At 62.7% G+C, this 15,078-nt stretch carries 13 protein-coding genes and 1 tRNA gene; 3 read left to right on the top strand and 11 right to left on the bottom strand.

Annotation, left to right across the window (positions count from 1 at the left end):
* Nucleotides 1-100: 100 nt before the first annotated feature.
* The 10 genes from JF290_RS03800 to JF290_RS03755 form a co-directional block, all read right to left on the bottom strand.
* Nucleotides 101-1,372 carry an ABC transporter substrate-binding protein gene (locus JF290_RS03800; RefSeq protein WP_233155142.1) on the bottom strand — a complete coding sequence of 424 codons (1,272 nt, stop codon included), beginning with the start codon at nucleotides 1,370-1,372 and terminating at the stop codon, nucleotides 101-103.
* Between the two features lie 153 nt (nucleotides 1,373-1,525).
* On the bottom strand, nucleotides 1,526-2,557 hold the full coding sequence (locus JF290_RS03795; protein ID WP_199023415.1) for a LacI family DNA-binding transcriptional regulator: 1,032 nt from the start codon (nucleotides 2,555-2,557) through the stop codon (nucleotides 1,526-1,528).
* Nucleotides 2,558-2,689: 132 nt separating this feature from the next.
* Nucleotides 2,690-4,297, bottom strand: a complete 1,608-nt coding sequence (pgi, locus tag JF290_RS03790) for a glucose-6-phosphate isomerase (RefSeq protein WP_199023414.1) — start codon at nucleotides 4,295-4,297, stop codon at nucleotides 2,690-2,692.
* Nucleotides 4,294-4,947: a bifunctional 4-hydroxy-2-oxoglutarate aldolase/2-dehydro-3-deoxy-phosphogluconate aldolase gene (gene eda, locus JF290_RS03785; RefSeq protein ID WP_199023413.1), complete on the bottom strand. Its 654-nt coding sequence runs from the start codon at nucleotides 4,945-4,947 to the stop codon at nucleotides 4,294-4,296. The genes pgi and eda overlap by 4 nt, the downstream gene beginning before the upstream one ends.
* Before the next feature lie 3 nt (nucleotides 4,948-4,950).
* A complete protein-coding gene (edd, locus tag JF290_RS03780) occupies nucleotides 4,951-6,759 on the bottom strand; it encodes a phosphogluconate dehydratase (RefSeq protein ID WP_199023412.1) in 1,809 nt (602 codons plus the stop codon).
* Nucleotides 6,760-6,770: 11 nt separating this feature from the next.
* Complete coding sequence (gene zwf, locus JF290_RS03775; RefSeq protein WP_199023411.1) at nucleotides 6,771-8,219, bottom strand: glucose-6-phosphate dehydrogenase; 1,449 nt, start codon at nucleotides 8,217-8,219, stop codon at nucleotides 6,771-6,773.
* Nucleotides 8,220-8,223: 4 nt separating this feature from the next.
* Nucleotides 8,224-9,252, bottom strand: coding sequence for a type I glyceraldehyde-3-phosphate dehydrogenase (gap, locus tag JF290_RS03770; protein ID WP_199023410.1), 1,029 nt, complete (start codon nucleotides 9,250-9,252; stop codon nucleotides 8,224-8,226).
* Nucleotides 9,253-9,331: 79 nt separating this feature from the next.
* A complete protein-coding gene (locus tag JF290_RS03765) occupies nucleotides 9,332-10,258 on the bottom strand; it encodes a carbohydrate kinase family protein (protein WP_199023409.1) in 927 nt (308 codons plus the stop codon).
* A gap of 3 nt (nucleotides 10,259-10,261) precedes the next feature.
* Nucleotides 10,262-11,407 carry an ROK family transcriptional regulator gene (locus tag JF290_RS03760; RefSeq protein ID WP_199023408.1) on the bottom strand — a complete coding sequence of 382 codons (1,146 nt, stop codon included), beginning with the start codon at nucleotides 11,405-11,407 and terminating at the stop codon, nucleotides 10,262-10,264.
* 316 nt (nucleotides 11,408-11,723) lie between these two features.
* On the bottom strand, nucleotides 11,724-12,698 hold the full coding sequence (locus tag JF290_RS03755; protein WP_199023407.1) for a zinc ABC transporter substrate-binding protein: 975 nt from the start codon (nucleotides 12,696-12,698) through the stop codon (nucleotides 11,724-11,726).
* 56 nt (nucleotides 12,699-12,754) lie between these two features.
* On the opposite strand from JF290_RS03755, the gene JF290_RS03750 reads away from it, so the two are divergent.
* Genes JF290_RS03750 through JF290_RS03740 form a run of 3 tightly spaced genes read left to right on the top strand, consistent with a single transcriptional unit; the run spans nucleotide 12,755 to nucleotide 14,816 of the window.
* The gene (locus tag JF290_RS03750; protein ID WP_199023406.1) at nucleotides 12,755-13,273 is read left to right on the top strand and encodes a Fur family transcriptional regulator; all 519 of its coding nucleotides are present in this window, start codon (nucleotides 12,755-12,757) and stop codon (nucleotides 13,271-13,273) included.
* Complete coding sequence (locus JF290_RS03745; protein ID WP_199023405.1) at nucleotides 13,270-14,028, top strand: ATP-binding cassette domain-containing protein; 759 nt, start codon at nucleotides 13,270-13,272, stop codon at nucleotides 14,026-14,028. The genes JF290_RS03750 and JF290_RS03745 overlap by 4 nt, the downstream gene beginning before the upstream one ends.
* Nucleotides 14,028-14,816, top strand: coding sequence for a metal ABC transporter permease (locus tag JF290_RS03740; RefSeq protein ID WP_199023404.1), 789 nt, complete (start codon nucleotides 14,028-14,030; stop codon nucleotides 14,814-14,816). Before JF290_RS03745 ends, JF290_RS03740 begins: the two co-directional genes overlap by 1 nt.
* Before the next feature lie 148 nt (nucleotides 14,817-14,964).
* On the opposite strand, the gene JF290_RS03735 is transcribed toward JF290_RS03740, so the two are convergent.
* Nucleotides 14,965-15,041, bottom strand: a tRNA-Arg gene (locus JF290_RS03735).
* Between the last annotated feature and the right edge of the window lie 37 nt (nucleotides 15,042-15,078).

Raw genomic sequence — 15,078 nt, 5'->3', positions numbered from 1 at the left:
CTCTGTTTACGGCCAAGCGCCGTCGCAGATGAAAGATAACATGGTAAGGCGGTGGTCTTGATGAGGGCGGCGCGAAGGCCGCCCCCGGACGTTCAGGGGACTAGCGGTAACCGGCCGCTTCCATTGCGTCGTTGGTCAGGGCCTGCGCCTTGGCCAGGGCTTCTTCGACGGTCTGCTGACCGGCATAGGCAGCCGAGAATTCTTGGCTCACCTCGGTGGCGATGCCTGCGAATTCGGGGATGGCGACGAACTGGATGCCGACATAGGGAACCGGCTCAACGGTCGGGTTCTGCGGATCGGCCGCCTTGATCGAGTCGAGCGTCATCTGTGCGAATGGCACCTTCTGATACTCGGGGTTCTCGTAAAGCGAGCTGCGCGCGCCCGGGGGAACGTTGGCCCAGCCTTCTTTTTCCGCAACCAGTTCGATGTAGTCTTTCGAAGTGGCCCATTCGATGAACTGCATGGCCGCGTCTTCCTTCTGAGTGCCGGCGGGAATCGCCAGCGCCCAGGCCCAGAGCCAGTTGGCGCGCTTCTCGACACCTTCGCTGTTCGGTGCCAGCGCGAAACCAACCTTGTCGGCCACGGTCGAGTCCTCGGGGTCGGTCACGAAGGACGCGGCAACGGTGGCGTCGATCCACATGCCGCACTTGCCCTGCTGGAACAGCGACAGGTTTTCGTTGAACCCGTTTGTGGCAAAGCCCGCCGGGCCGGACTCGTTCATCATGTCGACGTAGAAGTTGAGCGCTTCGGCCCATTCCGGCTGATCGAACTGGGCGTTCCAGTCTTCGTCGAACCAGCGGGCGCCGAACGAGTTGCCGGTCACCGTGATGAAAGCGCCGCCTTCTCCCCAACCGGCCTTGCCACGCAGGCAGATGCCGTTGATGTCGTTGTCGCGGTCCGTCATGGCCGCCGCGGCTTCCCGGATGAATTGCCAGGTCGGCGCCTTTGGCATTTCCAGCCCGGCCTTCTCCATCAGGTCGGTGCGGTACATGATCATCGAGCTTTCGCCATAGAACGGCGCAGCATACAGCGTGCCTTCGTGGCTCAGGCCACTGCGCATGGCCGGTAGCAGATCGTCGACGTCATATTCGGCGCTCAGATCGTCCAGCGGAACCAGCCAGCCATTGGCACCCCAGATCGGGGTTTCGTACATGCCGATGGTCATGATGTCGAAGGCGCCGCCCTTGGTCGAGATGTCGGTGGTCACGCGCTGCCGCAGCACGTTTTCCTCCAGCGTGACCCATTCGACTTCGTGGCCGGTCTTGGCCGTGAAGTCGTCAGTCAGACCCTGCATGCGGATCATGTCACCGTTGTTCACGGTGGCGATTGTGATGATTTCTGCGAACGCGCCGCCCGCGGTGACGAGCGACATCGCGGTCGCAGCGTAGACCGAATTTCTGAAAGACACCCAGAGTTCCTCCTCTTGATCGGGATGATGTAACAGTATTAACGAATAGCATGACGCGCAGTCAATCTATTTTTTACGCGCGTAAACTTCATGGATCATGCAAATCCGATCAAGGTCTTACGCCGACTCGCGCATCACTAGGCTGCCGTTGAAAAGGGTTTCCTCGCGCTTTTCGGGGCGTTCATCGGTGTCGATGATCCGAAAAAGCGTGCTGGCCGCACGATTCGCGATGGCTGCGTAATCCTGCGCGATCGTGGTCAGCGATGGGCAGGTAAAGCGCGAGAAAGGGTGGTCATCATGCCCGGCAATGCGCAACGTGCAGGCCGGCCCATGCCCAACCCGCTTGCCCAGCCGATAGGCGGCCGACAACATGCCGATGGCGAGACGGTCGTTGCTGCACAAAACGGTATTGGTGTTGAACGCGTTCTCGGAGATGAGCCGCCCCCCTTCGGCACTGCCGATTTCCTCGAAGTTCCAGCCCTCGCCCTCGGCCTGGAAGATATGCGGCGTGTACCCATGGCGCTGCATGCTCTCCAGATAGGCCTGCCGGCGCTTGTTCGCATTCGGGTTGGAGGGCGACTTCATTTCGAACAGGCACGGCGGCTCGCCGCTGCGGCACAAATATTCCACCATGAGATCAATGCTTTGAAAATTGTCTGTGCCAACGAATGCCTCGCAGGCCGTTTCGACATTGGCATCGAACAGGACCACCGGAATATGCTTGTTGAAACTCTCGATATCCGCCCGGTCCGAGACTCGCCCGAACGGGGCCAGCAGCACGCCCGCGGGCTTCAACGAACGAAGCGATTCCAGGTTGTCTCGTTCCTGCGCCGGGTTGCCATGTGAACTGAGAAGGATCGGAGTGTAGCCCGCCCCGATACAGGCCAACTCGACCTCGCGGCCGATCTCCGAAAAGAATGGATCGGCCAGGTTGGGAACGACGATGCCGATATTCCTGGTCTTGCGCCGGTTCTGATTCATCGCATAGACGTTCGGACGATAGTCGAATTGCGTCAGCGCAAGTTCGATTCGTTCCCGTGTCGAGCGACGCACGCTGTCCGGATCGTTGAAGTACTTGGACAGGGTCGGGCGCGAGATGCGGCTGACAGCGGCGAGCTCTTCCATATTGCGGATTTTCTTTTGCGCCATCCCACCCCATCTCTTTCCGTAAATATTACGCGAGTAAAGTTTTGTGAAGATAGGACCGCAATCGGGCAAAGATCAAGCCTTTATGAAACCGGGGGCTCGCACGTAGGTCGGCGCCCCCCTGTCAAAGGCCCGTCATGCCGACAATTTGTGCAGAAGTCCCCGGGTCGAGCCGTCCTTGCCAGCGGGATCGGCGCCCTGCACCATCGGCAACAGGCCATTGGCCAGTTCCTTGCCAAGCTCGACCCCCCATTGATCGAAGGAATTGATGCCCCAGATCACGCCTTCAACGAAAACCCGATGTTCGTAGAGCGCGATGATCTGCCCTAGCACGAAGGGTGTGAGCTTTGGATAGGCCAGCGTGATCGACGGACGGTTGCCGGGAAAGCTGCGGTGCGCGGCCTGACGCTTGCGCGCCTCTCCGCCAAAGCCGAGCTGTTCAGCGATCTGCAGCGCCTGCTTGAAGGACCGGCCGAGCATCAACGCCTCGGATTGCGCCAGGCAATTGGCCTTGAGCAGATCGTGATGCGCCTGCAGCCCCGGCTCGTGGCTTTCCGCCGCGATCAGGAATTCCGCGGGGACGACATCGGTGCCCTGGTGCAGGAGCTGGTAGAACGCATGTTGCCCGTTGGTGCCGGGCTCGCCCCAGACCACGGGACCGGCGCTGCGCTCAAGACGGCTGCCGTCCATGGCGACGCTCTTGCCGTTGCTCTCCATATCCAGCTGTTGCAGGTAGGCGGGAAGGCGCGACAGACGCTGGTCGTAGGGCAGCACGGCGCGGCTGCCATAGCCACAGATGTTGCGGTGCCAGATGCCGACCAGGGCCATCAGAACCGGAAGGTTCTGCCGAGCCTCGGCGGTCTGGAAGTGGCGATCCATGGCGTGGCCACCGGCCAGCAGCGCGCGGAAATTCTCCGGTCCAATGGCGAGCATGATTGGCAGGCCCACCGGCCCCCAAAGCGAATAGCGGCCACCAACCCAGTCGGCGAAGCCGAACACCCGCTCTTCGGCAATGCCCATCGCGGCCGTCCGATCGCGCGCGGTCGATACCGCGGCCAAGTGCGCGCCGATATCGGTGCCAATGCCCGCGCGCAGCCAATCCAGCACGGTGCCTGCATTGGTCATCGTCTCGATCGTGGTGAAGGTTTTCGAGGCCACGATAACCAGCGTCGTTTCCGGGTTCAGCCGCTTGAGAATGTCATGCGCGTGGGCCCCGTCGACATTGGACAGGAAATGAACGTTCGGCCCGTCATGATAGGGCGCCAGCGCCAGCGTCGCCATGACCGGGCCCAGATCCGACCCGCCGATCCCGATGTTGATCACATCTGTGAAAATCGCCCCGTTCTGAGCCGTGACATCGCCTGACCGAACCGCACGAGCAAACCGTTCCATCCGGTCCAGGGTTTCGGTCACCGCCGGCCGAACATCCACGCCGTCCACGACCAGCGGCGCGGTCTCGGGAGACCTCAGTGCGGTATGCAGCACGGCCCGGTTTTCGGCCATGTTGATCTTGTCACCGCGGAACATGGCATCGCGCCTGTCGGCCAGGCCAGCGCTGTCCGCGAGAGAGATCAGCAATGCCAGCGCCTCATCGTCGATATTGGTCTTTGAGATATCGAGCAGCAAATCGTCGGTTTCTGTCGAAAAACGGTCAAACCGGTCGGGGTCGTCGAAGAGAGATGCGATCCTGCGCGCCGACGTGGCGCGGTGCCGCTCTTCCAGCTCCGTCCAGATGGCGCTCATGCGGACGCCCCCAGTTTGGCCGCGTCACGGGCAAGTGTTTCAATTCCGGCCCAGTCCCGCGTCTCGATCAAGCCCTTCGGGGCGACCCAGCTGCCTCCGGCGCAGATCACGTTGGGCAGGCCGAGATAGGATCGCGCATTGTCCGGCGTTACGCCGCCCGTCGGGCAAAAGGCGATCTGCGGCAACGGCGCACCGATGGCCTTCAACGCCGGCGCACCACCCGAAGCCTCGGCGGGAAAGAACTTGAGCATGTCATAGCCGCGTACGAGAAGCCGCATCGCTTCTGTCGCGGTAGCGGCCCCCGCAAGCAGCGGCAGGTCCGCCTCTTCGCATGCGGCCAGCAGGGCGTCCGTGGCCCCGGGCGAGACGCCGAACGTGGCACCCACCTCCTTTGCGGCCCACACATCCTGGGGTGTGATGAGCGTACCCGCCCCGACATGGCCGCCGGGAACCTGTGCCATTTCCCGGATCACGTCCAGCGCGGCCGGGGTGCGCAGCGTCACCTCAAGGGCGGGCAAGCCACCGGCGACGAGCGCCTCGGCCAAAGGGCGGGCCACGGCGGCGTCCTCGACGACCAGAACCGGGACGATCGGAGCCAGGGCACAAAGCTCGCGGGTCAGCACGCTGGCGTCTTTCGGCGAAAGGGTCATGTGTCAGCCTCCAAAAATGGTTGCGCCGGACGTGGCCGGGCCAACCGTGTTGCGGAACGCAGCGAACAGCTCGCGCCCGGTACCTGCCTGCCCCGCCGACAGATCGGCAGTGGCGCTAGGGCGGGTGTCGAGATCCTCGACCAGGACGTCGAGCGTCCCGGTGGTGGCATCGACGCGGACCATGTCGCCGTCGCGCACCCGCGCGATCGGGCCACCATCCAGCGCCTCGGGCGAGACATGGATCGCGGCAGGCACCTTGCCCGACGCTCCTGACATGCGACCGTCGGTCACCAACGCCACCTTGTGTCCCCGGCCCTGCAGGATCGACAGCAGCGGCGTCAGGCTGTGCAATTCAGGCATACCATTCGCCTTTGGCCCCTGAAAGCGTACGACGACGACAGTGTCACCGGTGAATTCCCCCGCCTTGAAGGCGGCCTTGACCGCGTCCTGGTCGGAAAACACCCGGGCCGGGGCTTCGACCACGTGATGTTCCGGCGCGACGGCCGAGATTTTCATGACGGCGGCCCCCATCGAGCCGGTCATGCGCTTCAACCCTCCGGTGGACTGGAACGCATCGCTTGCCGGGCGCAGGATCTTGTCGTTCAGGCTGTCCTTGGGTCCCGGGCGCCACGATAGGCGACCATCGGTCAGGATCGGATCCTGTGTGTAGTTTTCCAACCCCTGCCCGGCCACGGTCTGCGTGTCGGGATGCAACAGACCTGACGCAAGCAACTGGCCGATCATGTAGCCAAGGCCACCTGCGGCATGGAAATGGTTCACATCCGCAAGCCCGTTCGGATAGACCCGCGCCATCAAGGGAGTCACCTCGGAAATGTCCGAGAAATCCTGCCAATCCAGGATGATGCCGCCCGCCCGCGCCATGGCAACGAGGTGGATCAGCAGATTGGTCGATCCGCCCGTCGCGTTCAGCCCGACAATCCCGTTCACGAAGGCGCGTTCATCAAGAATGGCACTGACCGGCGTATAGCTGTTTCCCAGCGCGCTGAGCGACAAGGCGCGTTTTGCTCCCTCCTGCGTCAAGGCATCGCGCAGTGCCCCATTCGGAGGCACGAAGCTGGCGCCGGGCAGGTGCAGCCCCATGAATTCCATCAACATCTGGTTGGTATTGGCGGTGCCGTAAAAAGTGCAGGTTCCCGGGCCGTGATAGGCGGCCATCTCGGCGGCCATCAACGCGTCACGCCCGACCTCTCCGGCGGCGAACTGCTGGCGCACCTTGGCCTTCTCGTCATTGGCCAATCCGCTTTCCATCGGGCCGGCGGGCAGGAACACGGCCGGCAGATGGCCGAAGGCCTGGGCCGCGATCACCAGTCCCGGCACGATCTTGTCACAAACCCCGAGGAATACGGCAGCATCAAAGACGTTGTGGCTGAGCGCCACCGAAGCCGCAAGCGCGATGACATCGCGCGAAAACAGCGACAATTCCATCCCCGCCTCGCCCTGGGTGACCCCGTCGCACATGGCCGGCACGCCGCCCGCAACCTGTGCGGTGCCGCCCACCTGGCGAGCGGCGTCACGGATCAGGTCGGGAAACCGCTCGAAGGGCTGATGCGCCGACAGCATGTCGTTGTAGGTGGTGACGATGCCGAGATTGCCCGCACTGCCGGTGGCCAGCGCGTCCTTGTCCGTGTCGCTTGCGGCATAGGCATGGGCTTGGCCGCTGCAGGACAGATGCGCGCGGGCCGGGCCCTTGATGCGCGCCGCATCCATCCGGTCGAGATAGGGTTTGCGGGTCTCTTCGCTGCGTCGGATGATGCGTTCGGTGACGCTCTGAATGGTAGGATGAACAGTCATGGGGTTGCCTTTCAAACTATTTCGCGCCAGCGGCGACCGTAGCGGTGCAACAGCATCAGCGCATCTTCCGGGCCGGAACTGCCGGCGTCATAGGCCTCGGGCGTCAGGTTGGCCTCTTCCCAGCCCGCGATGATCGGATCGGCCCAGGCCCAGGCCGCTTCGACCTCGTCCCCCCGCATGAACAGCGTCTGATCGCCGCGGATAACGTCCATGATCAGGCGTTCGTAGGCGTCCTGGGGGTCGGACTGATTGTCCAGCGCATCAGCAAAGGTCATGTCCAGCGTCACCTCGGCGAGCCGGAACCCGCCGGGGCCGGGTTCCTTGATCGTGTTGCGCAGGATGATGCCCTCGTCCGGTTGCAGCCGGATGATCAGCGCGTTGCCGCGCCGGCCTTCCATCTTGGGAAAGATCATATGCGGCGGATCGCGGAAGACCACCGCGATTTCCGAACTCCGCCCACGCAACTTCTTGCCAGTGCGCAGGTAGAACGGCGTGCCCGCCCACCGCCAGTTGCCGATATTGACCTTCATCGCCACGAAACTCTCGGTGCGGCTCTTCGGGTCACCGGCATCTTCGCGGTAGCTGCCTTCGCCGCCGCGCGCACGGTATTGCCCACGCACGATATCGGTTTGGGCGACCGGCTCCAGCGCCTCGATCACCTTGACCTTCTCGTCGCGGACCGAGTTCGGCTCGAATTTCGAGGGCGGTTCCATCGCGGTCAGGCACAAGAGCTGCATCAGATGGTTCTGCACCATGTCCCGCATCGCACCAACGTGATCGTAGTATTCGCCGCGCCCTTCGACGCCGAGGCTCTCGGCCACGGTGATCTGCACATGGTCGATATGGGTCGCATTCCAGAGCGGCTCCCACAGCGAATTGGCAAAGCGCAGCGCCATCAGGTTCTGCACCGTCTCTTTTCCAAGGTAATGGTCGATGCGATAGATCTGTCGCTCGTCGAAACTCTGGCGCAGGTCGGCGTTCAGCGCGCACGCGCTTTCCCTGTCGCGCCCAAAGGGTTTTTCCACGACGATCCGGCTGTCCGGCGTGGCAATCCCATGGGCGTGCAGGTTGGCCGCGATGGCACCGAACAGCGCGGGCGCGACAGACAGGTAGAAAGCCCGCACCACGTCGTCGCGCAGCACGTCTCGAAGCGCGCTCCATCCCGAATCGCCGGTGGCATCGGCGCGAACGTATGTGATCTTGTCCAGGAATTGAGCCAGCCGATCGGCCTGCTGCACGGACCGCGGCGCGAACTCGGCAAGGCGGCCCTGCACCTCGGCGCGGAACATGGTCTCGTCCATGTCGCTCCGCGCGACACCGATGATCCGGGCGTTGTCGGGCACCTGCCCCACCGCGTAACGGTGGAACAGTCCCGGCAGGATCTTGCGCAAGGCCAGATCACCCGTGGCGCCGAAAATCACGAGGTCGAACGGGTCGACCGGAATGACGCGCGATACCATCGGGTCAGCTCGCCAATTTCAGGGGGGCTGTGTGCATCATCGCGCCGATCTGGCGCCCGGTGTCGAGCATCCGGTTGGAAAAGCCCCATTCGTTGTCATACCAGCTGACCACCCGCACCATGCCGTCCCGTGTCACCGTGGTCTGGGCGGCAGCAAAGCACGACGAATGAGGATCGTGGTTGAAATCGATCGAAACCATCGGATCCTCCTCGTAGGACAGAATCCCGGCCAATTCCTCCCGGGCCGCTTCGGCGATGGCGGCGTTGATCGCATCACGCGTGGTGACGGTTTCCGGCACAAAGCAAAGATCCACCATCGATACGTTGGGCGTCGGAACCCGCACGGCAGAGCCCTCCAGCTTGCCCTCAAGACGCGGCAACACAAGCGAGATCGCCTTGGCCGCGCCGGTCGAGGTCGGCACCATCGACATAGACGCCGCACGCGCACGGTAGAGATCCTTGTGGTTGGTGTCATGGCTCGGCTGATCACCGGTGAAGGCATGGATGGTGGTCATGTAGCCGGTCTTGATGCCGAAAGCACGATCCAGAACCATCGCCATCGGGGCAAGGCAGTTGGTCGTGCAAGACGCGTTCGACACGATCAGATCGCCTGCGATCAGATCCGCATGGTTGACACCGAACACCACGGTTCTGTCGGCATTCTTGCCGGGGGCCGAGATCAGCACCCGTTTGGAACCGTTGCGCAAATGCCGGGCCGCCGCGTCGCGGTCGGTGAAGAGGCCGGTGCATTCGTAGGCGATATCCACGTCCCGCCACGGAAGCTCTTCCGGGTTTCGGATCGCGGTCAAGCGAATGCTGCGCGCCCCCACGCGCAGCGAGTCCTCTTCGACCGAAACCGGCAAACCGATCCGGCCATGTACGCTGTCATACTTCAGCAGGTGAGCGATGTGCTCGGCCGGAGCCAGGTCGTTGATGGCAACGATATCGATGTCATTGTCACCGCGTTCGACAAGGGCGCGCAAGACACCGCGGCCAATGCGACCGAAACCGTTGATTGCAATCTTAAGGGTCATTGTCAGGTCCTTTGCGTGATTGATGCGTTCAAGTTAGCGCTAACATAATTGGCCGAAGAAATGAATGGCCCGTACGATTTCAAAGCTCTCCGGCCCAAGGCGGGTTCGCGCCCGCACGCGAAACGGTGATCGCGGCGACGCGCGCGCCGTGCGCAAGCGTTTCGCTCAATATTTCGGGTGACAGGGCGGCCAGACCGGATTTGTGCAACTGCCCGAGCTCAGACAACTTGGCCAGCACGCCGGCATTGAAGGTGTCGCCAGCGCCGACCGTGTCGGTAATCTCGGCTTTCAGGGCGGGCACCTGCACCTCGTCGCCGCTGACAAGATACCCTGTGGCCCCTTCGCCGCCCCGCGTCAGGATCACCAGTGACGGGCCCTTGGCCAGAAGCCGATCCACCTTCTCGCGCAGCGACAACGGCTCGGGCGTGATCCAGTTGAGATCCTCATCCGATACCTTGACGATATCCGCCAGCGCGATCATCCGGTCCAGCCGTCGGCGGTAGCGGTCGATGTCCCGAATGAATGCAGGACGAATGTTCGGGTCGAGCATTACCGCACGCTCACTGGCACCATGTTCCAACAGGGCGGTATAAGCGTCCGCGCCCGGCTCGCAGGCCAGACTGATCCCACCGAAGTAGAGCGCCGTCACCTCGCCGGTCAGCGCCGGCATGTCCTCTGGCGTTACCATGCGCCCGGCGGAATTCTCGTCGAAGAATTCGTAAGTGGCATGACCATCCACCAGCCGTACGAAGGCCAGCGTCGTCGGCCGGTCAGATAGGATCACATGCGACGCGTCCACATGGCTGGATTTCAGGCCGGAAGCCAATTGCTGACCGAACATGTCGCTGGACAGGCCCGTCAGCATGCCGGTCCGCACGCCCAGCCGCCCAAGCGCGATGGCGGTGTTATAGACCGCACCGCCACAATGCGGCACGAACCCGTCCGGTCCGGCCTTGGTGGCAGTCGGGATCATGTCGATCAGGGCTTCTCCGCAACACAGGATCATCGATCAGCCTTTCAGGAACGCATCGCGATCGACGAGAAATCGGTCGGACAAGGGCAGACTGGCGGCCCCCAGAGTTTTTGCGTCATAGCCGATCACCCCCTCCGTCACGTCAGGAAACGAAATGCCCGGAACGATGAGGTCGCGTAGCGCCTTGGCCGTGCGCGCGACCAGCGCCGCCCGGACGCTCGGCGGCATCGATCCGTCGATGAGAACGGTTTCGAAATCGATGAGACAGGTCGAGGAAGCAATCGCCTGCGCCAGACCGCTCGCCGCCTGGTCGAGCCATTCGTCCAGCACCCCTTGCGGCACTTGCCAATCCCCCGATCGGTTCCAGAGCGACGATGCGTCTTCGCCCGCTTTCACCAACGCCTGTTCCAGCGTCACCAACGACGCCACCTCGACCAATTGGCACCCGTCGCCGTCTCTTGCCGTGACCAAGACAGATCCAAGGGCCGCCGCATTCCCGGTTCTGCCGGTATAGAGCGCGTTGTCCAGAACCAGACCACCACCGACGAAATAGCCGATGTAGAAATACAGGAAATCCCGAGGCTTGTTTTGATCGCCGAAAACCAGCTCGGCCCCGCAGGCCGCGGAAGCGTCGTTGCAGATGTAAACCGGGAAGTCCCAGGACTTCCCGATCTCGGCGGCGAGATCGCAGGTGCGCCAGGCGTCAAGCCTGATGCTATCCTTCTCCGTGGCGTCGGCCCAATCCCAGAGCCGGAACGGCAGGGCGACACCGAGACCTGCCACGCGGCTATGCTGTTCGTCGGGAAGCCCATCCAGAGCTTCGCGGATAGCTTCGCTGGCGAATGCCACGACGTCGTCCGGCGCAGGCACCCGATGAGTTTCCCGGCGCTGGAACTTCACATCCCCCAGAAAGTCGGTCAGCAGCAGCTCCGAGCCGCGGCGACCGATCTTGAGACCCAGAAAGAATGCCCCCTCGCTCCTGAGTCCCATCGGCACCGAAGGTTGTCCAACCTTGCCTCGCACAGGCTCGCCCTTGGTGAGAAAACCGTCCTGTTCCAGGGCGCGCATGATGACGGAAACCGTCTGTGCGGAAAGGCCGGTCACGCGGGCGATTTCAGCTTTGGACATCGGACCGGACTGGCGGATGAGCGACAGCACGAGGCGTTCGTTGTATGCGCGCATGGCGGTCTGGTTCGTTCCAAGCCCCGCTCCGCCGACAACATGGCGTTCGTCCTGGCGATCCGTGTCTGTTCGGCTTTCAACTAACATGACTGTTCTATGCGCGTCCGTAGGCAGGTTAGGCCGCAAACTCGTCGGTTCGCGTGATTCTGTCAATAAATAAATCTTCCTGATTTATTTATTGACCTATAAGTTTGCTGCTCCGTTGGCCAAGCTGCCTGAACCGTGGAAATAGCTGCCAGTTTCCAATACTCTCCACGCAGATCGGGCACCGCCATGAGACGCTGCCTTAAGAATTGCAGCGGATGGACTCGTCTGGTCAAAGGCAATCCGCCAGGGAGTTCGCGAGGTTCTTCAACAGCGACGGATAGAGCGACACGCCCTGCTCGAGGTCCGAGCCCAAAGGATCGAGAACGCCGGCGTTCGCAGAAGACCCATCCATGACTGCGGCGACGATACCGGCGGAAAACTGGGGCTCCGACAGGACGCAGGTGACATTCCGATCGGCGACGCGGGACTGGATTTCGGCGATGCGCGCCGGGCTGGGATCGACCGCATCCGAAAGCGAAATCGCGCCGGATGCCGGAAAGTCGAATGCGACCTCGAAGTATTGGTAGGCGTCGTGGAAAACGATGAAACTGCCGCCTCTCATGGGTTGCAGAACACCGTTGATCTCGGACTTCAGGTCCTCGAGTTCGGCGCGTCCGGCGGCCGCGTTTGCGAAATAGGCTCCGGCATTCTCGGGATCGGCTGCCGAAAGAGTTGCCGCGATCGTGTTCAGCCAAACCGCCCCGTTGTCGGGGGACAGCCATGCATGCGGGTCGCGATCGCTATGTGCATGATCATCGTGGTCATGATCCGCGGCATGGTCGTCGTGCTTCTTGTCCGCTTCATGATCGTCCGAATGGTCGTGATCATCATGTGCATGCGCTTCGAAAAGGGCGCCTTCGCGCATCTCAAGAACCACCGTGCCATCGGTTTCGAGCAGCTCTACGACGGTGGCCTGACTGGCCAGCGTCTCGACGGCATCGTCCAGCCAAGGCGTCAGATCGGCGCCCACCCAGAACACGACGTCCGCGTCCTGTAGTGCGGTCGCTTCGGACGGTCGCAGGCTGTATTCGTGCGGGCTTGCACCCGGAGTCACGATGAGCGCGGGCGTGCCGACACCTAGCATCACGCGCGCTACGAGCGAGTGAACAGGTGCGATATCGACGGCAACGCGCGGCCCGTCGGCGACCGCGACTCCGGCTACGAGCGAGGCTGCAAGCGACAGCGGAACGAGGTTTCTGGACATGTCCGGCTCCATGTGATCTTATAACGTTACCCACCAGATACAGGTACTGTAATAACATGACAACCGGCGATCAGACAGAAAGCGATCGGCTCCCCGATACTGTCGGGTTTGAACAGCATGATCACGCGGACTGTATCAAGACGGCGGTAGCGGCGGCAGAGTCGCACTGCGAAAGCAATGGGCTGCGCTTCACCCCGGTCCGCCGCAAGGCGCTTGAAGTCCTGCTGCAGGAACATCGCGCGCTTGGCGCCTACGAGATGCTCGACCGTCTGCGCGATGCCGGGTTTGGCTCGCAGCCGCCTGTCGCCTACCGCGCGCTGGAATTCCTCGTGGCCAATGGCTTCGCCCACAAGATCGAGCGCCTCAATGCCTTCATCGCCTGCGCCCACCCTGGAGCCACTCACTCCCCGGCATTCATGATCTGCAGGTCCTGTGCGTCCGTGGCGGAAACGCATTCCGCCCCGGCACCCGGCGACCTTGGCGATGCGGCGCGTGCGGCCGGCTTTCAGATCGAACGGACCACGGTCGAAGCCGTGGGTCTCTGCCCCGCCTGCGCGGAACAGGCCGAAGAATGAACCTCGTCTCGGTAGAAGGCATAAGCGTCGGTTACGGCCCCCATACAGTTCTGCAGAACGTATCGCTGACCGTTCAGCCCGGCGAAATCGTCACCATTGTCGGTCCCAACGGATCGGGTAAGACCACGCTGCTCCGCGCATTGATCGGCGCGGCCCGGCCGACATCCGGACGGATCATTCGCAAGCCGGGGCTGCGCATCGGATACGTGCCGCAGAAGCTGCATATCGACCCGACGCTGCCGATGACGGTGGAACGCTTCCTGCGCCTGCCCGGCGGCACGCCCCGCGCGGCCTGCCTGCCCGCGCTGGAACGCGCGGGCGTGCCGGACTTGTCCCAACGCCAGATGTCGGCCCTGTCCGGCGGACAGATGCAGCGGGTCCTGCTGGCCCGCGCCTTGATCCACGCTCCCGACCTCCTGCTTCTGGACGAGGCGACGCAGGGTCTGGATCAACCTGGCTCCGCAGCCTTCTATCGCCGGATTGAAGAGGTGCGCAAAGACACCGGGTGCGCCGTCCTGATGATCAGCCACGAATTGCACGTGGTGATGAGCGCGTCCGACAGGGTCATTTGCCTGAACGGGCATGTCTGCTGCGAAGGCACGCCCGAAATCGTCTCGGCGGCTCCGGAATACCGCGCCCTGTTCGGCACCGGCACCGGCGGTGCGCTTGCACTGTATCGCCATGACCATGACCACGCGCATGACGAGACCTGTGGGCATGACCACGCCCATTCCAAAACAGAGGCCGCCGAATGATGCTGGACGATTTCATGACCCGCGCGATGCTGGCCGGTGTCGGTGTCGCCTGTGCAGCGGCTCCTCTGGGCAGCTTCGTCGTCTGGCGGCGCATGGCCTATTTCGGAGATGCCACCGCCCACGCAGCGATCCTGGGCATAGCCCTGTCGCTCGCCCTGCAAGTGTCGATTTTCGCCGGCGCGGTAGCCGTGGCGCTGGCGATGGCCCTGACCGTCACGCTTCTGACCGGACGGGGCTATGCGATGGACACACTTCTGGGAGTTCTCGCGCATTCCGCCCTCGCCTTCGGCTTGGTCGCGGTATCATTTCTCTCGGGGATCCGGATCGACCTCATGGCCTATCTCTTTGGCGACATTCTGGCCGTGTCACGCGCGGATCTGGCGGTCATCTGGGGAGGCGCCGCCGCGGTCGTCGGGCTGATCGGCTGGCGTTGGTCCGCGCTTTTGACTTCGACTCTGAGCGAGGAAATCGCCTATGCAAGCGGTATCAATCCGCGCCGCGAACAACTTGTCCTGACGCTGGCCCTGGCGATCACCGTCGCCGTTGCCATCAAGGTGGTCGGTGTCCTGCTGATCGCCGCGATGCTGATCATTCCGGCCGCAGCGGCGCGCCCGTTGTCGCGCACGCCCGAGCAGATGGCCCTGATCGCTTCGATGATCGGCAGCGCTTCGGCTGTCGTCGGACTGCGCGCGGCCTATGCATTGGACACGCCTGCCGGCCCCTCGATCGTCTGTATCGCAGCCCTGACATTTCTTGCGACGAGCGTGCTGAAAAACCTGCAAGCATGAGCGCATGTGCCATGCGCCACGATCGGTCACAAACACGAAAGATCACGTCAATACCGGCCTAGAGACAGATGCAGTCGCAAGACGCCTGAGATCAGGAAATCTTTTTTGCTCAAATCGTTGGGGCGAACTTCGAAGGCGAAGTGTGAAGTGGCGCACCCAGTAGGATTCGAACCTACGACCTTCGCCTTCGGAGGGCGACACTCTATCCAGCTGAGCTATGGGTGCAAACTGCTTGCGCAGTGTTACTTCATTTCACTGCGGG

This window comes from Sedimentitalea arenosa (assembly GCF_016428585.1).
In the GTDB taxonomy this organism is placed as follows: domain Bacteria; phylum Pseudomonadota; class Alphaproteobacteria; order Rhodobacterales; family Rhodobacteraceae; genus Sedimentitalea; species Sedimentitalea arenosa.
This window is presented reverse-complemented; position numbering and strand designations above follow the sequence as displayed.